Source organism: Pedobacter psychrotolerans (assembly GCF_004340665.1).
Lineage (GTDB): Bacteria > Bacteroidota > Bacteroidia > Sphingobacteriales > Sphingobacteriaceae > Pedobacter > Pedobacter psychrotolerans.
In genome coordinates, this window is sequence record NZ_SLWO01000007.1 from 1 (window position 1) to 21,585 (window position 21,585).

The 21,585-nt window shown below is 37.3% G+C and carries 18 protein-coding genes and 1 tRNA gene; 7 read left to right on the forward strand and 12 right to left on the reverse strand.

Annotated elements, in window-relative coordinates:
* Window positions 1–674: 674 nt before the first annotated feature.
* Both EV200_RS16900 and katG read right to left on the reverse strand, forming a co-directional pair.
* A complete protein-coding gene (locus EV200_RS16900) occupies window positions 675–1,184 on the reverse strand; it encodes a GNAT family N-acetyltransferase (RefSeq protein WP_132534753.1) in 510 nt (169 codons plus the stop codon).
* Between the two features lie 125 nt (window positions 1,185–1,309).
* Window positions 1,310–3,586 (reverse strand): catalase/peroxidase HPI, encoded by a 2,277-nt coding sequence (gene katG / locus EV200_RS16905; protein ID WP_132534754.1) that lies wholly within the window; start codon window positions 3,584–3,586, stop codon window positions 1,310–1,312.
* A 255-nt stretch (window positions 3,587–3,841) separates the two neighbouring features.
* Here katG and EV200_RS16910 point away from each other — a divergent pair, with 255 nt between their 5' ends.
* Together EV200_RS16910 and EV200_RS16915 are read left to right on the forward strand one after the other, a co-directional pair.
* A complete protein-coding gene (locus tag EV200_RS16910; RefSeq protein ID WP_132534756.1) occupies window positions 3,842–4,630 on the forward strand; it encodes an SDR family NAD(P)-dependent oxidoreductase in 789 nt (262 codons plus the stop codon).
* A gap of 199 nt (window positions 4,631–4,829) precedes the next feature.
* Window positions 4,830–4,901: transfer RNA gene (locus tag EV200_RS16915), tRNA-Cys, on the forward strand.
* A gap of 120 nt (window positions 4,902–5,021) precedes the next feature.
* Here EV200_RS16915 and EV200_RS16920 read toward each other — a convergent pair.
* Window positions 5,022–5,201 (reverse strand): histone H1, encoded by a 180-nt coding sequence (locus EV200_RS16920; RefSeq protein WP_132534758.1) that lies wholly within the window; start codon window positions 5,199–5,201, stop codon window positions 5,022–5,024.
* A 347-nt stretch (window positions 5,202–5,548) separates the two neighbouring features.
* On the opposite strand from EV200_RS16920, the gene EV200_RS16925 reads away from it, so the two are divergent.
* The 5 genes from EV200_RS16925 (at window position 5,549) to infC (ending at window position 9,217) form a co-directional block, all read left to right on the forward strand.
* Window positions 5,549–5,905 (forward strand): hypothetical protein, encoded by a 357-nt coding sequence (locus tag EV200_RS16925; RefSeq protein ID WP_132534760.1) that lies wholly within the window; start codon window positions 5,549–5,551, stop codon window positions 5,903–5,905.
* Entirely contained in the window at window positions 5,902–6,702 is an 801-nt protein-coding gene (locus tag EV200_RS16930) for an MlaE family ABC transporter permease (RefSeq protein WP_132534762.1), read from the forward strand. Before EV200_RS16925 ends, EV200_RS16930 begins: the two co-directional genes overlap by 4 nt.
* Before the next feature lie 6 nt (window positions 6,703–6,708).
* The gene (locus EV200_RS16935; protein WP_132534764.1) at window positions 6,709–7,482 is read left to right on the forward strand and encodes an ABC transporter ATP-binding protein; all 774 of its coding nucleotides are present in this window, start codon (window positions 6,709–6,711) and stop codon (window positions 7,480–7,482) included.
* Between the two features lie 2 nt (window positions 7,483–7,484).
* Window positions 7,485–8,462 (forward strand): MlaD family protein, encoded by a 978-nt coding sequence (locus EV200_RS16940; protein ID WP_132534766.1) that lies wholly within the window; start codon window positions 7,485–7,487, stop codon window positions 8,460–8,462.
* A gap of 185 nt (window positions 8,463–8,647) precedes the next feature.
* Entirely contained in the window at window positions 8,648–9,217 is a 570-nt protein-coding gene (infC, locus tag EV200_RS16945) for a translation initiation factor IF-3 (protein ID WP_132534768.1), read from the forward strand.
* 124 nt (window positions 9,218–9,341) lie between these two features.
* Here infC and EV200_RS16950 read toward each other — a convergent pair whose 3' ends face one another.
* The 9 genes from EV200_RS16950 to EV200_RS16990 all read right to left on the reverse strand — a co-directional run bounded on the left by EV200_RS16950 (window position 9,342) and on the right by EV200_RS16990 (window position 21,578).
* A complete protein-coding gene (locus EV200_RS16950) occupies window positions 9,342–9,776 on the reverse strand; it encodes a DUF983 domain-containing protein (protein WP_132534770.1) in 435 nt (144 codons plus the stop codon).
* Window positions 9,777–10,076: 300 nt separating this feature from the next.
* Complete coding sequence (locus EV200_RS16955; RefSeq protein ID WP_132534772.1) at window positions 10,077–10,304, reverse strand: hypothetical protein; 228 nt, start codon at window positions 10,302–10,304, stop codon at window positions 10,077–10,079.
* Between the two features lie 505 nt (window positions 10,305–10,809).
* Window positions 10,810–11,886 carry a phytase gene (locus EV200_RS16960; RefSeq protein ID WP_132534773.1) on the reverse strand — a complete coding sequence of 359 codons (1,077 nt, stop codon included), beginning with the start codon at window positions 11,884–11,886 and terminating at the stop codon, window positions 10,810–10,812.
* Window positions 11,887–11,890: 4 nt separating this feature from the next.
* Complete coding sequence (locus tag EV200_RS16965) at window positions 11,891–13,147, reverse strand: right-handed parallel beta-helix repeat-containing protein (RefSeq protein WP_132534775.1); 1,257 nt, start codon at window positions 13,145–13,147, stop codon at window positions 11,891–11,893.
* A gap of 22 nt (window positions 13,148–13,169) precedes the next feature.
* Window positions 13,170–15,947 (reverse strand): TonB-dependent receptor, encoded by a 2,778-nt coding sequence (locus EV200_RS16970; protein ID WP_132534777.1) that lies wholly within the window; start codon window positions 15,945–15,947, stop codon window positions 13,170–13,172.
* A 261-nt stretch (window positions 15,948–16,208) separates the two neighbouring features.
* Complete coding sequence (locus EV200_RS16975) at window positions 16,209–17,813, reverse strand: tetratricopeptide repeat protein (RefSeq protein ID WP_132534779.1); 1,605 nt, start codon at window positions 17,811–17,813, stop codon at window positions 16,209–16,211.
* Window positions 17,814–18,883: 1,070 nt separating this feature from the next.
* Window positions 18,884–19,477 carry an NAD(P)H-dependent oxidoreductase gene (locus tag EV200_RS16980; protein ID WP_132534781.1) on the reverse strand — a complete coding sequence of 198 codons (594 nt, stop codon included), beginning with the start codon at window positions 19,475–19,477 and terminating at the stop codon, window positions 18,884–18,886.
* 76 nt (window positions 19,478–19,553) lie between these two features.
* On the reverse strand, window positions 19,554–20,096 hold the full coding sequence (locus EV200_RS16985) for a Crp/Fnr family transcriptional regulator (protein WP_132534783.1): 543 nt from the start codon (window positions 20,094–20,096) through the stop codon (window positions 19,554–19,556).
* Between the two features lie 123 nt (window positions 20,097–20,219).
* The gene (locus EV200_RS16990) at window positions 20,220–21,578 is read right to left on the reverse strand and encodes a paraquat-inducible protein A (RefSeq protein ID WP_229676682.1); all 1,359 of its coding nucleotides are present in this window, start codon (window positions 21,576–21,578) and stop codon (window positions 20,220–20,222) included.
* Window positions 21,579–21,585 lie beyond the last annotated feature (7 nt).

The following is a 21,585-nucleotide window of genomic DNA, read 5'->3' on the forward strand; positions in this document are numbered from 1 at the left end:
TTTCGGTTGGGAGTGCAAAGGTAGAAATCTTTTCTGAACTTCCAAATAAAATAATTTTATTTTTTCTGTCCCTCTTTCCTCTCTAACCTTTCAATGTGCCAGCCTTTAAAACCAGCTCCCCGTTCTTTCCTAACCGGGATGCAAAGGTAATGATCTTTTTCATTTGAGCAAATTTTATTTGAAATAAATTTCACCCCTTTTATCCCCTCTCACCATCATTAACCCAGCTTTTCAATACATCCGTTTCCTCCGAAGCGGGATGCAAAGGTAGCAAAAATTAATACCCCTGCAAACCTATCAACTCTCTTTTATCACCTAAAACCATAAGACCCTGTTAATCATCACGAAAAAATCGAAATAAATAAAACATTTCACAGCAATGGGTGCTTGCGTGGGTTGTTTAATAGCTAAACAATTTGGAAATTGGCTTTCGACCATATAGACATAGAGAACATATAGGCTATGAGAATGTATTGGTAAGGGTTATTTAAAGGGTATTGTGAAGATTAAAATACAATTCCGAATGAATGAAGAAGTTTGGATGAATAAGGCCAAGTTGCAATAACCTAGCGTTCATTTAAATAAGGAGAATAGTTAAAGCCTTTATAGTTTAAAATCTGCCTTAGTTAAGACGTAATAATTATTAAATTGACTTAATACCATATATAATAAACTTATTTTAATTTTTCTGATCTTTCTATAAGGAAATAATTGAGCTCTACCCCTTTCCTCTTAATATTATTCAGCTGCTTGAAGCCTAACTTTTGCAGAACTTTCTGGGAGCCTGTATTTCTTAAATCAGTTAGGGCTACAATTTCATTTGTTTTGGTCTTTGCAAAACCATAAGATAAAAGAGCCTTGGCAACTTCCGTACCGATCCCCATACCCCAATATGATTTAATCAAACTATAACCAATTTCGGTTTGTTCCGGAACCTCAACAAATGGCCTGTAAAGACAAGTACCTATAAACAAATCACTATTAGCATCAAATATGCCCCATCTACCAAATGATCCAAGGTGGTAATCCTTTAAGGCTATTTCAAATAGTTGATGATAATCATTAGCATGGAGCTGTGGAAGAAATTTGGTCACCTCTTTATCTTCAAAAAAGGAAATAAACAAATATTCTTCAGACGGTAGAAATTCTCGGATTACTATTGTTTTGCTTTGATAAATTATCATATATATAATAACAAGGCTATCACATGCAAATATATGTCTATTGAATTATATCTAAAAGATTGTTCCTGCTAAATACAATCAACTGAAAAAGGGTGCCATTTGCACCCTTTTAATCATATTAAATGTTAAACAAGATCAAAACGATCCAGGTTCATCACCTTTGTCCATGCTTGAATGAAATCTTTAACAAATTTCTCATTTCCATCAGCACTTGCATATAATTCAGCAATTGCTCTGAGTTCTGCATTTGAACCAAATACTAAATCAGCACGACTGGCTGTCCATTTTGGTTGTCCAGTTGTTCTGTCGCTACCTAGATATGTCTCTTTTTCATCGGAAGTAGCTTTCCAAGCGGTGTTCATATCTAATAAATTAACAAAAAACTCATTAGTAAGCTTTCCAGGAGTATTGGTAAATACACCATTTTTAGAACCATCAAAATTAGTATCCAATACCCTTAAACCACCAATTAAAACAGTCAGTTCAGGAGCGGTTAAAGTAAGTAGCTGTGCTTTATCAATCAGTAGCTCTTCTGTAGAAACCGATGACTTTAATTTCCGGTAGTTACGGAAACCATCAGCCTGTGGTTCCAGATAACTAAAGGATTCTATGTCAGTTTGTGATTGTGATGCATCCATCCGCCCTGCTGTAAAAGGAACATTGATTGCATGTCCGGCATCGCTAGCTGCTTTTTCTACACCCGCTACACCTGCTAAAACAATTATGTCTGCTATAGAGATCTGTTTTCCATCAATTTGACTGCTATTAAATTCTTGTTGAATCTTTTCTAATACACCTAAAACCCTTTGTAATTGAGATGGATTATTCACTTTCCAATCTTTCTGAGGCATTAAACGAATACGGGCACCATTTGCTCCACCGCGTTTATCAGACCCTCTGAAAGTGGATGCAGAAGCCCAGGCAGTAGACACCAGTTCAGACACAGTCAAACCTGAAGATAATAATTTCGACTTCAATGTTTCAATATCGCTATCACTTACCAATGCATGGTTTACTGCAGGTATAGGATCTTGCCAAAGCAATTCTTCCTGAGGCACATCCGGACCAAGGTAACGGCTTATCGGTCCCATATCCCGATGTGTTAATTTATACCATGCACGTGCAAAAGCGTCTGCAAATTCATCCGGATTTTCTAGAAAGCGTCTTGAAATCTTTTCATATGCCGGATCAAAGCGCAAGGCAACGTCTGTTGTGAGCATTGATGGCAGATGTTTCTTCGTATTATCGAAAGCATCAGGAATAATTGCCTCAGCATTTTTGGCTACCCATTGATGTGCACCAGCTGGGCTTTTGGTTAATTCCCAATCATAAGCAAAAAGATTTTCGAAGAAATTATTACTCCACTGTGTGGGTGTAGTTGTCCAGGTAACTTCAAGTCCGCTGGTAATGGTATCTGCACCTTTACCGCTTCCATAGCTGTTGTTCCATCCAAATCCCTGGTTTTCAATCCCTGCGGCTTCAGGTTCTTTTCCTACATGATCTGCAGAAGCAGCACCATGTGTTTTCCCGAAACTATGACCGCCGGCAATTAAGGCTACCGTTTCTTCATCATTCATGGCCATTCTTCCGAAAGTATCGCGGATATCTTTAGCAGCCAATACCGGATCAGGGTTTCCATCTGGTCCTTCTGGATTCACATAAATTAAACCCATTTGTACAGCGGCAAGTGGCTTTTCAAGGTTACGGGAATGGATATCTCCGTCAGCATCATCATCACTCACCAAAACTCCATGTTCTTTATCAGCACCATCTGAACCATGACCATATCGCAAATCGCCACCTAACCAGGTTGTTTCAGATCCCCAATAAACAGATTCATCAGCCTCCCAGGCATCTTCTCGTCCGCCGGCAAAGCCAAAGGTTTTAAAATTCATTGATTCCAGCGCCACATTCCCGGTAAGGATGATCAGATCTGCCCATGAAATTTTATTTCCATATTTTTGTTTGATCGGCCAAAGTAATCTTCTGGCTTTATCAAGACTTACATTATCTGGCCAGCTGTTTAGTGGCGCAAAACGTTGCAATCCTGCCCCTGCTCCCCCACGACCATCTCCCACGCGATAAGTTCCGGCACTGTGCCAGGCCATACGGATGAATAATCCACCATAGTGACCAAAATCTGCTGGCCACCAATCCTGCGAATCCGTCATTAACACTTTCAGATCATTTTTTAGTTCTTCGAGGTTAAGGCTATTAAAAGCATCAGCATAATTAAAATCCTTATCCAATGGGTTTGATAAGGAAGAATTCTGACGTAGAATGTTTAGTTTTAGTTGATTTGGCCACCAGTCATGATTTCTGGTTCCACCACCTCCAACATTCTGTTTCATACTCCCATTATGAAACGGGCATTTGCTGATATCATTTGAATCTTTTTCCATTATTTTATGTTTTGTTATTTGAAATTAACCTATGCTTTCGATAAATCATTTAAAGTTAAAGGTTCCTTTTCAGAAATCACAATCGAATAATTCTATATTTCCATAGTCAAAATCTATCTGAGTGGGGGTAATATTAATATGTCAAGAATACCTGGGATCAATCCTTTTGCTAAGACATTGGATGATTTGTTATAGATAAGTTAAGAAGATAACCTTTTATATAGCATATTTGCGATGTAGTATATTAAGAGCCATATGATCAAAGAGGAAAAAGTTTATGCAGTTATCACGGGAGCAAGCAAAGGTATAGGCAAATCAATTGCCGCTGAATTGGCTAAAAAAGGCTTTAATCTTTTGTTAATAGCCCGCTCTGCTGAAGAATTGGCATCACTTGGCCATGAACTTGAAGTAAAATACGGGATAGCGACTGATTTTTTAGCAATTGATTTAAGTCAGTCAACTTCTCCAAAAGTAGTATTTGATTGGATTACAGACAAAAAATATGGTGTTAACGCCTTAGTTAATAATGCTGGTTATGGGCAATGGGGACAATTTAAAGATTTAGATCTCAAAGCTCAAATGGAAATGTGCCGATTAAATATGAATACACTTATTTCTTTATGCCATCTTCTGATCCCTTCACTATTAAAGGAAAAGCAATCTTACATTCTCAATATATCCAGTACAGCAGCATATCAGGCTGTACCTACACTTGCTATTTATTCAGCAACAAAAGCTTTTGTCCTCTCTTTTTCCCGAGCACTAAGATTTGAATTAAAAAATACATCCATATCGGTTACCTGTTTAAGCCCCGGCCCTGTAGATACCGGATTCGCACACCGTGCAGGATTGGATGCCTTTAGTAAGATGGCTGAAAAATTTAATATGCAACCCGCTGAAGTTGCTACAATAGCGGTAAAAGGAATGCTTGCAAAGAAGTCGGAAATTGTTCCAGGCTTAACCAATGTAGTAAGTGTTTATGCAAACAGATTTCTGCCGAAGGCATTTATAGAAAAAATGGCTGCTGGTATATATAAGGTATAACCTTTATTTATTATTCAACGAGACCTGTTTTGCAAAATAGAATCTGCCTATAAATAGCTTTACTAAAATAATTCATTTCAGATAAATAAATTCAAGATATAAATCAACAAAAAAAAAGACTATAAAATAGATAGATATTATATAATTAATTTATATTTGTTTTATATTCATTTCTAATAAATCAATTGATGAATTAAATAGTCATGTGGCCGAGTGGTTTAGGTACAGGTCTGCAAAACCTTTTACGGCGGTTCGAATCCGTCCATGACGTCTACACTGGAAGATATATAGTTCTTTCCTCCTATTGGTATTTCTTTGAAATAATAACTGCTAATAAACAAAAAAGCCCTCAGGTGGATATACTGAGGGCTTTTTTAATTGCTACAAGTGCCTATTTTGCACCATTTTTTTTCTCTGTAACTTCTGCTCTGATTTCTTGAGCCAATACTTTTAAGTCTTGCATTGCTTTACGAACACGAGTTCCAGCTGCAGCATTTCCGCCATCATAGAATTTAGCAATATCAGCTTCAACTGAAGCGATAACTTCTTGTACCTGTTTGAATTTTTCCATAGTTATGAATAATTAAGATAGATAAATCAATCTATAAATTAATGTAAACCCGTTTTAGGGCTCACAAAACTAATAAATCCCGTCAGATTACAAAAAAAATCTGTTAAAGACTTTACTATTTAATAGAATAAGATAGAGCCTTCTCTTTATTATCTTAAAACATTTTATGTTTTTGAGGAAATTATTGAAATCAGAAATTTGAGTATAAATACTGATTTATCCATATATTTACCCGTCTGGTGTAGGTTGTTTAATTAATATTTTTCGCCTGGTAATTACTTCAAATCTTTGTAAGCAAATAATGTGTTTAATGACAAACAATTGGCGGATTAATGTGTATTGTTAGCATGAAAATATTATTCATGATGCCTATCGTTCTATTGGGTACTGCCTGCCACAATACCAATCCTGAGCAAGGTTCCGGCGGAAAGAAAGTAGATCGTCAAACTACCCTTTCCAGTTCGGGAATTGTAGATTCGGCAAAGGCCATTATTGATCAGTCGGTTGCTTTGAAACAGCAATTGAATCAGGGAAAAATTAGTCAGGAATATTTTCAGAAAAGAAATAACAGTATGATGGCAACCTATAAGGTATTGTATAAAAGCCTTTCTCCGGCAGATACACTCGAGATCTCTAAGCATAGGCTATTAAAAGAAAAAGAAATGCTCAAGGATTCAACTATAAAAATAAAAACTCAAAAATGAGCTTAGAGCAAGAGAAAACAGCTGAAACACCCAAACCAGTGGGTAAGTTTGGCAATTTGTTTATTACTTTATATAATGTATTTGGATTTATCGGAAGATTTTTCCGGGAAGCTTTTCTACCTCCATATGAATTTAAGGAACTCATGAGGCAGTGTTACGAAATTGGCTATCGGTCCGCACTTCTTATATCTACCACTGGTTTTATTACAGGCCTGGTATTTACCAAGCAATCCAGACCTTCATTATCAGAGTTTGGCGCAACCTCATGGTTACCTTCCTTAGTAGGAATCGCTTTGTTAAGAACACTAGCACCATTGCTTACAGGTCTTATCGCAGCAGGAAAAGTAGGTTCCAGCATAGGTGCCGAATTAGGTTCTATGAAAGTTAGTGAACAGATTGATGCCATGGAAGTGAGTGCTACCAATCCATTTAAATTTTTAGTAGCAACAAGGGTTTTGGCGGCCACCATTACCATGCCCATCCTTACTTTTTATACTGCAATGGTTGGTATGCTGGGTGCCTTACTAAATGTTTCCGTAAATGAAGGTACCAGTGCCACTACGTTTTTTCAAAGTGCATTAGAAAACATTACTTATTTAGATATTATTGCCAGTACCGTAAAAGCGATCATATTTGGTTTTACCATAGCCATTGTGGGTTGTTATCAAGGATATCATTCCTCAAAAGGTACTGAAGGTGTAGGTAAAGCTGCAAATTCTGCTGTAGTAACGGCGATGTTTCTCATCTTTGTTGAAGAGGTGGTTTGTGTTCAGATTTTTAGCCTTTTTAATACATAACTGAATATGACAGCGAAAGACATGACCGATTTCAGTGCTGAAAAAGTAATTGAAATAAAAGCATTAAATAAGGCATTTGGATCTTATCAGGTTTTAGAAGGTGCAAACCTTGATCTCTATAAAGGGGAGAATCTGGTGGTACTAGGAAAAAGTGGTACGGGTAAGTCGGTATTAATTAAAATTATTGTTGGTCTACTTCGTCCAGATAGCGGATTGGTAAACGTATTAGGCCACAAGGTAGATGAAATTTCTTATCAGGAATTACTCGATCTCAGATTAAGAATTGGCTTTTCTTTTCAGAATAGTGCATTATATGATAGTATGACTGTTCGGGATAACCTGGAATTTCCATTGGTAAGAAACCGAAAAGACCTCACTAAGCCTGAAGTAAATGCATTGATAGAAGAAATGCTAGATGCCGTAGGATTGGCTCAAACCATTAATCAAATGCCATCAGAACTATCAGGCGGACAAAGAAAACGGATCGGAATAGCCAGAACACTTATTTTAAAACCGGAAATAATGCTTTATGACGAGCCTACGGCTGGTTTAGATCCCATTACTTCAAAGGAAATTAATAAACTGATCAATGATGTTCAGGAGCGATACCATACCAGTGCAATTGTTATTACCCACGATTTAACCTGTGCAAAGGAAGTAGGCAATCGCGTTGCCATGCTTATGGAAAGGCGTTTTGAAAGACAAGGAAGTTTTGAAGATATATTTAATTCAGGCGATCAGCTGGCACAACCATTTTATGATTACAATTTTATACAATAAACATGAACGATAATAAAAAGAAAATAACAGTCGGCATTTTCATTGCCATAGGCATACTGATATTTGTGGTGGCAATCTTCACCCTCGGCAGTCAAAAGAAAACCTTTGTTAAAAGTTTTACCCTTAATGTTGTATTTAATGATATTCAAGGACTAAAAAAAGGAAACAATGTTTGGTTTTCTGGTGTTAAAATCGGAACAATCAAAAAAATTGATTTCTTTGGTACCTCACAGGTAAAGGTTGCCTTAAGTATTGAAGAAGATGTACACAAATATATTCACAAGGATGCAGGAGCCAGTATTGGTGCTGATGGATTGATTGGAAATAAAATTGTGGTACTTACAGGGGGTAATCCAAAATTTCCATTTGTAGAAGATGGCGATATGTTAAAGGTGAACAATTCACTTTCTACTGATGATATTATGAAAACGCTTCAGGTAAATAATAAAAACCTGGTGGATGTTACTTCTGATTTCAAATTGCTTTCCCACAATTTGGTAGAAGGCAAAGGCGCAGCAGGCGCATTGCTTTCTGATGAACAATTGGCACAAAATTTTAAATCTATGGTGGCTAACCTAAATAAAACTTCTTTAGCTACATCAAAAATGGCTTTGGAGCTAAACACTTTCGGAAAAACATTGAATAATAAAAATGGATTAGTCAATAAGATGATGACAGATACAGCTGTTTTTGCAAAGTTGGAAAGATCATCACAAAGCCTTCAAAAACTAACACAATCTGCATCAGTTATGGCTGCTAACCTAGAAGCCGCATCAGGCAAACTCAAAACATCTGATAATGCTGCCGGCTTGTTATTAAATGACGCTGCAACCGCACAACAGGTGAAATCGATAATGGTTAATCTCGAAAAAAGCAGTAAAAAACTAGATGAAGATCTGGAAGCTTTACAGAGTAACTTCCTACTGCGTGGTTTCTTTAAAAAGAGAGCTAAAGATTCGCTTAAGAGACAACAACAATAGGTTTATCATCATAAAAAAATGCATTCAATTCTAGATACGAATTGGATGCATTTTTATTTTATAGAAATTCAGTTCAAAGTCATGATAGTAACCAAAACTTGCACAGCAGCCTTGAATGTTGTATATTATCGAAAACACCACATTAACACTTCTCAAAACTTTATCATTCACTAATAATTAAAAATTTGGCATTAAAAAAAGCAGGATTTAACAGAGGGCCACGCTTACCCTTCAGAAAGAAAGAAGCAGAACATAAAATTAATCAGTTAATTACTGCTACAGAAGTAAGATTAACTGGAGAAAATGTAGAAACGGCAATTTATCCGATAGCCGAAGCATTAAAAATGGCAGAAGAACAAGGACTTGATCTTGTTGAAATTTCACCCAATGCGGTACCGCCAGTTTGTCGAATTGTTGATTACAGCAAGTTTCTTTATGAACAAAAAAAGAAGCAGAAAGAGATCAAATCAAAAGCTAAACAAACCATCATTAAAGATATCAGGTTCGGTCCAAATACAGATGATCATGATTTTCAATTTAAACTTAAACATGCTATATCCTTCCTTGAAAGTGGAGAAAAGGTTCGGGCATTTGTACATTTTAAAGGAAGATCAATTGTTTACAAAGATCAGGGAGAAATCTTATTATTAAGATTCGCACAGGGTTTGGAAGATGTTGGAAAAGTTGAATTACTTCCAAAATTAGAAGGCAAGAGAATGTTCCTCACGCTGGCACCTAAGGCTGGAAAGAAATAATAACTGTTGAAGGATTTCCTATAATATAATTTTGATCTGATGTCCGTTTGTCTGGCATCAGATCAAATCTGAGATGCTGTTTTATTTTACCAACAACAAATTATCAAAAATGTGAGGCATTGACTTATCTCTTTTTGATTCTCGATGGATCATAATGAAGCCCAGGAGATAGCCAATACAACAATACTAAGCGAGAGTAACGATAATTGAAAGGTGAGAATATCAGTACCCCTGCAAAAATGATGGCTACAAAATACCATAGGTTTTCATAAACAATATCAAGTCCCAATACATAAGCGGCTACACCAAGAAAAATAATTTCAGCTACATTCATGGCATAGCTTACAAACATTGAAACATAAAAATATCCGGGCTCCCGCTCAAACTTCAGGTCACAGACTTCACATACATCCTTCATTTTCTGAATCTTAAATCCATACATCGCCCCAGTGAATATAGAACCTATGCGACACCTTGGACATTTGGCATTGATAAACCCAGACCACTCAGAAACTCTTAATTCGGTATTGTTTTGTTTTCCTAATTCCGCTTTATCCATATTAATATGATGATTAAAATATTTAATCGAATATCATCTTAAGTTAGAACAGTAAAGATCACCATTGGTTTTTTATAATGAGTCGGCAATATCCAAGGCGAAAGAGGTAAATCCCTTAATTAGGTAATAGTTAACCATTTCTATAAACTGATTCTAGGAAATCTATTAAGAAAAATAGTTACAGAAGATCTCCATAACGCTAAATTGAGGGGAAAATTAATAGCGATTTGATTATAGATAAGTCATAATTATGGAAACTGAGTTCAAGAGCTATGCTACTCAGTTTCCGAAAATTTCTGATTAGCGAAGATTAACTTCAAAACCGCCGTAACTTACCATATCTGCACTGTGTGCAATATTTAAATTAAGCTTAAGTTTTTCAATGACATCTTTAGCCGTTTGAATGGCCTGGTGGATATTACTCACCCCTCTAATTTCTATACCTGATCGCATCACCTTAAATTTTGTTGGTTCGTAACGATCTATAAATTTTTGCAAGTCTTTTGCTATTGGTTTTTGTGTGCTCATTGAATATACTTTCTATTAAGAAGCACATTCAAACTAAAATTGTTTTATAATTCAAGTAAATGCTTACAACATTTAAGTGGTAAGACCGTAGAATCAAACTCCTTTCCTTTTTTACAATGAGGGACTTGGGGCGGTTAAATGATATATCGTTATTAAAAGCATTCCCCCCTATCCGCCTAACGGTACCTTTTCTTTGAAAAGGAAAATACGAAAGAAAAACAAATTCCACTTGGAGAATCGTCATTCCGACAGTAGTGGAGGAATCTTTGAACCTTGCATACAAATTGATAAACCCCTATCCGCCTGGCGGCAGCTTTCCCCTGAAAGGGAAATGGATGAGAAATAACTTTTCTCGAAACTAACCTATCGGTTAATCGTTGTTGCTAATCTTTTTCGTTTTTAACCAGGATGAATGAAAATAATGATTTAATCGCCATCATAAACAACAACTGCTTTGAGATTATATAAACCTATAAGGTCTTAAAGACCTTATAGGTTTATATAATTAACGATTCACCTCTAGTTTTTTACCAGCTAAATCTTCCCAACGGTAAAAATGAAAGGTTTTGTCGTCACTCATAGCCACTAGCAAACCATGTTTAAAATCAGCATCTAAAGGCACAGAAACCACATCTATCCCATCGGTTTGGTTGGCTGAATATTTTATAGTGGTTAACAGCGGGTGCTGATTTGGAGCTCCATCTTTACCCGTTCTACCATATACCTTCAACTGCCTGGCACCTTGATCAGATACCAATATATAGCCCTTATTTCCAGTGGATTTATAAATGGCAATACCTTCATTATCTACCGCAAAATCACCCTGCCCAAAAAGCGCCAGTTCCTGGTTGCCCTTTGCCGGGTCTGCGTAGTATTTCCGCACGCCAAACTGTTCATCGCAGTAATACACAAAACCTAACTCATTATCTACAGCAATAGCCTCAATTTCTTTTTTGCCGCTATAGCTTCCAAACTTTCGAACTAAATTCGCCTTCACATTACCCTTTCCATCATCTGTTAATAGGTATTGCCATAAATACCCACCCTCTTTCGGACCAGATTTACGGCCAACAATGGCATAAATTTGCCCTTTAGGATCGGTATACATCGAAATCCCCATCAGGTCGCGAAACTCGGTTCCAGTTTCACCAACAAAAACCGGGATGCCGCCCCCGTCAACAGGTTTCATATCAGGCAAACTGTAAATCCGCAATTTATGTGTATAGCGTTCAGTGGTTACGGCAATATCAGTTTTTTTACCCCCAAGGTTTAAACCATAGGCGATATCAACATTATCAGGCCGTTTTAACCCTTTAACAGTTTTCGATTTTATCATTTTTCCTTTCAGGTCGAAAACATACAATCCGCCGTTGGTATCTTTATCCGTACCAATCACTAAAGATTGAGCTGGATCAGCCGGGTTCACCCAAATAGCCGGGTCATCGGTATCAAAATCAACAGGATCAGATACGTATAAAGGTTTTACTTCATTATTATTGATTTGCTGTGCCCCACCATTACAAGAAATGGTTAAGCTTAACACCGCAACCGAAGCGATGTAAATCAGTTTTATATGCTTCATTTTATTATTTTATGCCATATGCACCAATAAACGTAGATGGTGCTGGTGAAGTGTAAGTGATACCGTTTTTCATGACAATACCTGCCTGATGGTGACGGGTAAAGTTGGTGATTCCTTTGCTTAAAGCTGGTGAATTTCCCTGCAGATGGAAATCCCAGGCGGTATTAAAATCAGCATTGCTTGTTGACGTGTTTAATGGATAATTCACAAATTTAGGGTCGTTATCGCCCGCAACAGTTCCAATTACATCATTTTTACCTCCAACAATATCGCCTTTAGGCTGAAACTGATTTACCGTAACCTGATCAAAACCATAATACCAGTTATTGCTGTATGCAGAACGAGCATCTTCTGGCTTTTTCGGATCTCTTTTGACACCAAAACGGGTATTTGCAAAGAGGTTATTGTACAAATCTGCACGCACAGTACTTTCCAGCCATACTGAACCACCTTTTGCGGTTGGTCTTCTCCAGCCGGTATTTACCATGGTATTGTTATAGGCAATGATATAGGTTTGTGGTACCTTATCACCCGTATTGGAAAGTTTTAAGGCGTTGGTATTGGTGCTGTAAATCAAATTATAAGCAATATCTGCCAAACATCCCGATTTAAAGTTCATGGCCTCTCCACCAGTTACGCCAGTAGTGTAGAAGACATTGTTTGCAAAAATAATTTTTCCACCTTCAATATAGGTACAATCTTCCTGAAGGTTTCTGAACACGCTATTTTGCACCACCAGTTTGCCTTTGGCATTAGCAAACCATAATGCAGGGAGATTTTCACCCGCTACGGCTTTATAAAGTCCCATTTTTACAGAGGTTGATGCATCAGAAGTGGTTGAACCTGCATATTCGATAATGGTATGATCAAGTACCAGTTCCTCACAGGTTGGTCCGGCCAGTATGCCGCCCCAGAGTTTACCAAATTTCTTCTGTGGTGTTTTGTAGAATTCATTTACGGTAAATTTAATCGGGTTATCTGCCGTTCCTAAAGCATATAAATTTCCTTTTACCACAATTTCGGGTTTGGCCAAAGTATCCATTAAAATGGTTACGCCTTCTTCAATGGTGAGCGATTTGCCCTCAGGAATAATGATATCCCCTTTAATTACCTGCGTACTTCCTTTTGCCCAGACACCTGAAACTTCCCCAATGGCCGAACCATCAACAACGGAAGTATCTACATCAATATTGGCCTTTTCACATCCCGAAAGGGCCAGTACCAAAAGGATGAATAATTTAAAAATCTGATTCGATTTCATGTTTTTTGTTTTAAAATTTCGATTAGTTAAACTTATATCTGAAGCCTAGTAAATAACTCTGACCATAGTAATCACTTCTGATCAGTGTTCGCCCGTCTTTAATCAGATCTTCGTTGATTTTATCATTCTCTGGGTTGGTACCTTTAATGAATAATTTAGTTGGTGTATTTAAAATGTTGTTCGCCTTTACAAATATGCTGATGCCACCTTTGAAACGTTTCTCTGCTGATGCATCCATCTGCACAAATCCTTCCTGCCATAAATCATTGTTGAGGAATTGTGAAACGGTATTAATTCGTGGGCCTGTATAAGCACCAGCTACCTGCGCATCCCAACCTTTTTTAGTATCCTTAAACAATAAAGAGAGGTTTCCAATATGTTCAGACTGCCCGAAAAGTGGTCTTTCCTGATCTACTGAAAGCGCCTGAATATCTCCGGTAAGCGGATCAATGCTTCGGGTTGTTTTTGGTGTAGTAATGCGAGAATGCGTATAGGTATAGTTTGCTTTTACTCCTATCTTGCTGAAATACTTGATATAATCTACCTCCGCTCCATAGTTATGGGCTGTGCCGAAATTTCCTGGCGTATAATAAATATCCTGTCCACGAGTGGCATCAGCCTGGAAAGTATATTCAATAGGATCTTTGATCTTTTTATAAAAAGCACCAACCATAAACTGCTCTGATGCACCAGGAAAAAGCTCATAGCGTAAATCAAAGTTATCGGCCAGGGCACGTTTCAGATTTGGATTACCTCGTTCCTGAAACTCCTCATTCACTACCTTTCCGGGTACAATTTCATAAAAACCAGGGCGGTTAAGGGCCTTGTAATAAGAGGCGTGCAATTGTGCTTTTTCTGTTAAAAAGTATTTTGCCGATAAGCTTGGTAAAACATCAGTATACACTTGTGATCCTTTTGGAAATGTTTCTCCTGCAGGGAAAAGCAAATTATAGCCCTGGTTAGTATGTTCAACTCTGGCACCACCTACCACTTCAAGCTTTGATGAGATATATTTAAACATCCCATAACCTGCACTAATTTTTTCCGATGCATCATAGGTTAAGGGATTAGCCACTGCACCCGTTGGGTTGGTTACAATTAAATTTAAATCCGTATAGTTCTGAAAATCTACACCGTAAATACGGCCTGCATCGGCAGCACCTGGTGCGAGGGTATAATTATTGAAGAAGCTACTGCGCTGTTTATCACGATATAATCCACCAGCCATTATATCCAGCTTATCCTTTCCAATGTTAAAACGGTAAGTGAGATCTAAATAGCCTGCTAAATCTTCATCTGTATTGCGCTCCCACCTGCGGGTAACCGGAGAAGTATTTACCAAAGTTGTTCTGCTACTTTGGAAATTCTGTTCCAAGCCATTCAGGCTGATGCTGGTATTATCTGGCACATCGTTTTTGGCCGATGAATAAACCGCCGACCATTGCACCTTAAATTTATCATCAAAGAATTTATGATCACCATGCAAGGTACTGTTGTAAATCTGTTGTTCAGTTAAACGGCTCCGGGTGTTGTAAACCAGTTCGGCATTACCAGCTGTTGGATTGTAAACACTATTGTATGTTGTGGTAACCGCATCTCTCAGCTGCTGATTTTTTAGATTAACGTAAACATTGTAAAGCGTTAACTGGTGGTTTTTATTGAAAACATAATCTACCTTTCCATGCAAACCGGTACGTTGCTGCTGCTCTGAAAATTCGCGGTAACTTTTGCTGGTAATTACGGCATAGGTATCCGTACCGGATACGGTGTTATTGTAAAAAGTACTGTTACTGCCGCGATAAGTATTTTGATAACTTCCGGCCAATACTACGCCTAACCTATTATCTAAAAACCGCTGACTTAATGATAAACTCCCAATAAGATTCGGCGCCGGGCTTTTGTATTTATAATCTAGCGTTCCTTTAGTGAAATCGTTTTGAGTAGCATTATAGCTTTTTCCATTAAGTTCGTATGGCGATTTGTATTGAATATCTGAAGCATTATAACTCGCAAATTTCCGGTCGAAAAACAATTGGCTATAGCCAGTAGCAATATTGGCATTTACCTGAAACTTGCCAGGAGCATTTTTCATCACCATGTTAATCCCACCTCCAATGGCATCGCCCTCTAAATTCGGCGTAAGCGTTTTATACACTTCTAAACGATCAAGTAAATCAGATGGAAAAAGATCAAGTGGAACATAACGGTACTTATTATCAGGACTCGGAATTTTTACCCCATTTACTAATGTGTAATTGTATCGTTTATCCATCCCCCTCAGGATAGCATACTGTCCATCACCGTTGCTGTTTCGTTCAATGGATACTCCAGAAATACGCTGCATCACATTTGCAACCGTTAAATCTGGAGAAATTTCGATTGATTTGCCAGAAACTATATTCATAATTTGAGTGGCATTTTTCTCCAGTCTGCGAGCACCCTGATCTGTTGAGCTCACCGGATTTGATTTGATGGTTACATCATCCAGGCTCTTGGAATCACTTTCCAGATAAAACTTTAAGTGCTCATTATCTTCCTTTTCTACAGTAAAGGTTTTAGTAATGGTTTTATAGGTAATGTAACTCACACTGATGGTGGCTGAGCCTATGGCTACCGCCTTAAATTCGAAAGTTCCATCAAGGCCCGTATTGGTTACCCTCCTGGGGTTTTCCATCACCACTGTAGCACCTACAATTGCCTCTCCGGTTTGCTTATCGTAAACGTGTCCTTTTATTTTTGTTGCATTGGCTGTGCCCGCACAAAAGAGAACAAAAAACAGAATTTGTAATAGTTTATTCATTGCGTTTGGTATTGTCTTTTATTATCGACGGCACAAAGGTGTATACCCGACTTTACAACAGAAAATTAATGGAGTTACATAAAGGCAACAGCGTTACAGCTACCATAAACCAAAAGGCAACAAGATTACATAAAACATTGATTTTCATTACATTAATAATACTCCTAAACGCCGTTATGCTTTTATTACCGTTACATTAACAAATTGTTAAGTCCTAAAAACCGATGAAAATGCATATGAAATATACCAAGAATGTAACGCTTAAAGTGCTTGTATAAATGCAGAAAGATTATCGCCTTGGGCTAGATTGAGTTTCCTGCGCAGCCTGTATCGTGATACCCTTAAACTATCCGTAGATATACCGAGCAAAGTAGCAATATCAGTAGAATCAAGATTCATTTTTAATAAAGCAATCAGGCGCATATCTGCAGAAGTAAGTTCATTGCTGAATTTTTTAAGGTTTTCTAGAAACTGATGGTGTACTTGTTCAAAGGCTTGGGTAAATTCTTTCCAGTTGCGTTCGTGATTAAAGCTTTGATTAATCTCCGTTAGGATTTGATTCATTTGCTTTTTCTGATCCCGCTTATCATCTTTTACCATCGCCTGCAAAGTGTTACGCAGGTTTTCAAGAAACTGATTATGCTTGATGAGATTTAAAGTGTGATTAGATAATTCCCTACTCTTTACCTCAAGCTGTTGTTTCAGGTTTTGCTCTTCCAGCTGAAGATTCTTCAACTCCAGGCTGGTTAAATCATGTTCAATATCCTTCTGCTTGGCTAACATCTGCTGATCACGAAGTTTGAACCGTTGCCTGCTGAAAACAACAAAACCCAGTGTAACCAGGAGTATAATCACAATCGTAGCCGATGCAGCGATGATGCGGTTAACTTTTTTATCGTTTTGCAGCTTATTTATTTCATCAGATTTTTTATTGATATCATAAAGCACCTGTAAAAAGGCAACCTGCCTGGCCCCATCTTCAGAATATAAATCCAACGTATATTTATAACCCAGTTTAACATAGTGATAGGCACTATCCATCTGATTCATCAATTCATAAGCTTTGCCCAAGTCTCTGCAGCAGGATGCCAACTGATAAATATTGCCCATTTTGCCTGCTAAATTTTTAGCAGCTTGCGTTTGTACAATGCTTTCTTTGTACTTGCCCGTTTTACGTAAAATGTCTCCCAGGTTATTAATTACTTCAATACTGCCAATCTGGTTCTTATTCTTCTGATATAAGCCGAGTGATTTTTTAAAATTGATATCAGCCAGATCATACTTTTCTAAATCTTCATAGATGCTTCCAATGTTTTCATAGATTTTAGCTGATCCCGCTTGATCGCTAGTTTTTTCGCTCAGCTTTAAAGCGATTTTTTGATAATAAAATGCCCGCTCATAATTCTGTCGCTTTTCGTAAAGCTGGCCAATATGTCCATATACGGCAGATTGGCCACTTGCATGCTGCAAATGCTGATATATTTTTAAAGCAGAGGTATAGTATTTTAAGGCCTTATCGGGTTGCTTCACATAATAATAAAGTACACCAATATCGCATAGGTTAGCTGCTAGCAACAGCGACTGTTTAGATGTATTAAAGATTTTATCTGCTTTCAGAAAAAACTCCAATGACTGTCGGAAATGCCCCTGAACATAACAAACCTTCCCCATTTGCTGCAGACACTTTCCCTCTAAAATAACATCGCCATTTTCTATAGATTGCGCATATATTTTCTTCAGTTCAATGAGCGATTCAATTGGCTTTTTAGTGTCCTGATCAAAAAAAGGCAGTGGTTCCACTTCCTGACTGTAGCAATCAGAAGTGGAAAATATGAACAATAAACAAATCCAAAAATATTTAATCATGCTAAATGCTGGTTTTTCAGCAAAGTAAGTGCTTGCATGTTAAATTAAAGTTAAGCGAACACCTTGATCAGGATCACTCGTTTTACGAAGCTTTTATGGAGTGCGCATGGAGAACTTCTTCAGACTCAAAGACATGCTAGTATTAAACAACATTCCTCAAGGTTAGCATTTTAATACTGGTGAAGTTCTGCCTCGTCTTGACCTTTGAAACTTCGCAAGTTAACATCGTGTTAGTCCGGAAATTTTTTCAGGACTTGTATAACTATGGATTTATAATTCATCATAGTAAACAGAATCGATATCAATTATTTGTATGCGAATATTGAGTGATTAGAGGATTAAAAATCCTGAGTAAAAAGGGTCGGGATAAAAAATCCCCACCAACGCCGAGGAAATTTAAAACTGGCAAAGTTTCCTTTCGCTCCGCCTTTGAAACTTCGCCAGTTAACATTTTGTTAATCCGAAAATTTTTTCCGGACTTGTATAACTATGGATTTCTAATCCATCATAGTAAACAGAATTGCTATCAATTATTTATACGCAAATATTGAGTAATTAGATGATTAAAAATCCTAAGTAAAAAGGATCGGGATAAAAAAATCCCGACCAACGCCGAGGAAATTTAAAACTGGCAAAGTTCCCTTTCTTTGAAACTTCACTTGTATAACTATGGATTTTTAATCCATCATAGTAAACAAAATTGCTATCAATTATTTGTATGCGAGTGATTAGAGGATTAAAAATCCTGAGTAAAAGGATCGGGATAAAAAATCCCGACCAACGCCGAGGAAATTTAAAACTGGCAAAGTTCCCTTTCGCTCCGCCTTTGAAACTTCGCCAGTTAACATTGTGTTAGTCCGGAATTTTTTTCCGGACTTGTATAACTATGGATTTCTAATCCATCATAGTAAACAGAATTGCTATCAATTATTTATACGTAAATATTGAGTGATTAGAGGATTAAAAAATCCTTAGTAAAAAGGGTCGGGATAAAAAATCCCCACCAACCCGACATCCGACCAACAATAATGAACTTCGTCATATTCAACATAGTTAAAAGCAATTGTTAACTAACTTAAAGATGAAAACCTACTTTCCAATTTATTTAGCCACTTTTCTCTTTTTTCTGGTGTAACCATTTTAACCCGATTGAAACTTATCCATTTCCTGTTTTTATAACCCATTTTCCAAAATGTACCAAGCAGCATTGCCTTTTTTATAGCATTGCCAAAAATTAAGGCATAAAGCCAGCAAGGCGTGTTCATTGTGGTAATCATGGTTACACTTTTTAATTTGGTGAGCAGTGGCTTCATCAACGTATTTGAGGCATCCTTATAATCATATGCAACGCCAGGAAAAATTACTTTGTCGATAAAACCCTTCATCATAGCGGGCATCAACTCCCACCATATTGGGAATATAAAAATGATGTGATCAGCATTAATTAGTCTTGCCTTATAAGCGATTACAACTGGGTCGACTGGAGTCTTTTTTCGAAATGCATTTAAGTCATTAGCTGTCATCACCGGGTTAAATTCATCTTGATCAAGATGAATTAAATCAACTTCATGTCCGGCTTTTTTTAGTCCTGCTGTAACAGATTGAAGGATAGCGTTACAATAACTTCCTTCATATGGATGGTTGAAAACGATTAGTACTTTCATATTTGTGCTTTTAAATGGTACAGCACAAAAGTGATTCATTATAAAACGGAGGACGATAACAATTGTAAAGAAATGATTATTTCCGGTTTCTGATCCGGCTTAAAGAAACTGACGTAATCCCGAGATAAGAAGCGATATAGTGTTGTGGTACACGCTGTAATATTTTTGGATATTGTGTCAGCATATTTTTATATCGCTGTTCAGGATTGTCTCTGATACGGGATAGAAAAAGTTGCTGATAAAATACCAGCCTTTGAAAGGTTTGTTCCTCAACCTCATTTTTAACATCGTTAGATTGTGCTAAAATCTTTTGAAAATTTGGTTTTGAAATGCATTCCAGCGTAGAAGGTTCTATACTTTCCAGAAAAAAGGTGCTTGGTAAACCCGATCTAAAACTTTCGAAAGAGGATACAAATTCACCCTCAAAGAAAAACTGAAAGGTAATATCTCTGCCATGATCATTAAACCAAAGCCTTAAACAACCACTTTTTACGAAGAAGGCATTCCGTGCAACTGCACCTTCATCCAGCAGAATTGTTTTAGCTCCAACAGTTTGGGCCTTAAAAAGATGTCCAAAGGTTTCCCACTGACCGGGTTGCGAGAAGGTTTTTAAAATCATTGAGGTATTGGTTAAAGTCCTTAAAAAGAGAATAGCGAAACCAGCACATGATTTCGCTTTTCTTCAAAAGCAAATTACATAAAAATATATCAAGAAGTTCGTTTAACCTTCCCTCGCTTATGATTAAGTCGGAACATTTTCTTCATCTAAAACCTGTGGTTCTTTCTCGTGAGGTTTCGCAATGCGTTTCAGTATATACGATAAAATCATTGCGAAGATGACGTAAGCCGCAAAAATTAAATACCCCGGTTGCAGGCTACTGTTATTTTCAGTTACCGTTTTTAAAGGCCCCGTATCCATATTCAGGTTGGAAAGCTGACTTTTTAAAATGCCGTTTAAACCAATATAAGTCATGGCAACACCTACCACCATTACATCTGCCATATCCCATTTACCAGATTCAAAAGCCAGGTAACGTACCACTTTATTTTCTGCAAAACGATCACTTCCCCATACGTGCATTCCCTTCCCCAAAAGCCTTAAAACAGGTAGAATAATAACGAAAAGCATTAACAAGGTGCCAACTAAAATAGAGTCTGGCTTAGGTTGTTTCATTAATGTTTCGATGATTCCTAAAATACTCTTACTCTGAAAAAACAACACCTGATTGGTAAATTCGATATTTTCATCCAGCAGCTTGAAATTTAAAGTCGTTATTCTGGCATCCACCTCAATAATGGTAGTGGTAATACCTGAAGCTAACAATACGATTGCAAATAAAATCGACATCATAAAAAGTGTGGTTTGCAACCTGGTCTTTTTCCTGAGGATTAACCAAAGCACAAGTGCAGCAAGCACACAACCCAACATGGCATAAGCGTAATTATATGTTAAGACATTAATAGCGCTCAAATGGCTTTTGATGGATTTATTAAAATCAGAGGCGTTAGAAACCTTATACTTCGCAAACATTTGGCGAGTCATTGCATTTTTAGCAATCTCAGTTCTGTCGTAAGTCTGGTCTTCCAACTGATCCATTTTACTGTTGGCAATTCGCTTAAGCCTCTTTTTACTTGCTGGACTATTGATCTTGGTAATGATCGTTTTGGAGAAGATAGGAACCAGCGCATGGAGTTCATCCTCATCAACAAAACTATTGAATGCCAACTTCTTCAGCTTACCACCTAAACTTTTTTGAGGTTTATTAATCTGCGCAACCGTTTTGTTAATCAAACCATTCAGCTGGTTAGTAACCTGTGCCTGTAAAGCCGACTTTTGTTTAGTCGTCATGCTAAAACCATTCACCTGTTTACCCACAACATCAGAAATTTTCTCCCGCCACTGGTCAACAGAGAAAATACCAAAAGTAATGCTGTTGACCACACTGTAATCTTCTTTAATCTGCTCTTGTTCAGCAGAAAGGTTATGGAGGCGATAGCCGAAATAGCTTTCACCGCAAAGCAAAATCCCCAGGCTGGCAATAAGCAGAATATTGGCCACTGTGGTTTTCCTTTTAGCTGGTTGTTGAATATGATTTGTCAATGCTGAT

Bases quoted from the DNA above. Each gene is read 5' to 3' on its own strand.
- EV200_RS16900 (WP_132534753.1), bottom strand. From the start codon at position 1,184: ATGATAATTTATCAAAGCAAAACAATAGTAATCCGAGAATTTCTACCG.
- katG (WP_132534754.1), bottom strand. From the start codon at position 3,586: ATGGAAAAAGATTCAAATGATATCAGCAAATGCCCGTTTCATAATGGG.
- EV200_RS16910 (WP_132534756.1), top strand. From the start codon at position 3,842: ATGATCAAAGAGGAAAAAGTTTATGCAGTTATCACGGGAGCAAGCAAA.
- EV200_RS16920 (WP_132534758.1), bottom strand. From the start codon at position 5,201: ATGGAAAAATTCAAACAGGTACAAGAAGTTATCGCTTCAGTTGAAGCT.
- EV200_RS16925 (WP_132534760.1), top strand. From the start codon at position 5,549: ATGAAAATATTATTCATGATGCCTATCGTTCTATTGGGTACTGCCTGC.
- EV200_RS16930 (WP_132534762.1), top strand. From the start codon at position 5,902: ATGAGCTTAGAGCAAGAGAAAACAGCTGAAACACCCAAACCAGTGGGT.
- EV200_RS16935 (WP_132534764.1), top strand. From the start codon at position 6,709: ATGACAGCGAAAGACATGACCGATTTCAGTGCTGAAAAAGTAATTGAA.
- EV200_RS16940 (WP_132534766.1), top strand. From the start codon at position 7,485: ATGAACGATAATAAAAAGAAAATAACAGTCGGCATTTTCATTGCCATA.
- EV200_RS16950 (WP_132534770.1), bottom strand. From the start codon at position 9,776: ATGGATAAAGCGGAATTAGGAAAACAAAACAATACCGAATTAAGAGTT.
- EV200_RS16955 (WP_132534772.1), bottom strand. From the start codon at position 10,304: ATGAGCACACAAAAACCAATAGCAAAAGACTTGCAAAAATTTATAGAT.
- EV200_RS16960 (WP_132534773.1), bottom strand. From the start codon at position 11,886: ATGAAGCATATAAAACTGATTTACATCGCTTCGGTTGCGGTGTTAAGC.
- EV200_RS16965 (WP_132534775.1), bottom strand. From the start codon at position 13,147: ATGAAATCGAATCAGATTTTTAAATTATTCATCCTTTTGGTACTGGCC.
- EV200_RS16970 (WP_132534777.1), bottom strand. From the start codon at position 15,947: ATGAATAAACTATTACAAATTCTGTTTTTTGTTCTCTTTTGTGCGGGC.
- EV200_RS16975 (WP_132534779.1), bottom strand. From the start codon at position 17,813: ATGATTAAATATTTTTGGATTTGTTTATTGTTCATATTTTCCACTTCT.
- EV200_RS16980 (WP_132534781.1), bottom strand. From the start codon at position 19,477: ATGAAAGTACTAATCGTTTTCAACCATCCATATGAAGGAAGTTATTGT.
- EV200_RS16985 (WP_132534783.1), bottom strand. From the start codon at position 20,096: ATGATTTTAAAAACCTTCTCGCAACCCGGTCAGTGGGAAACCTTTGGA.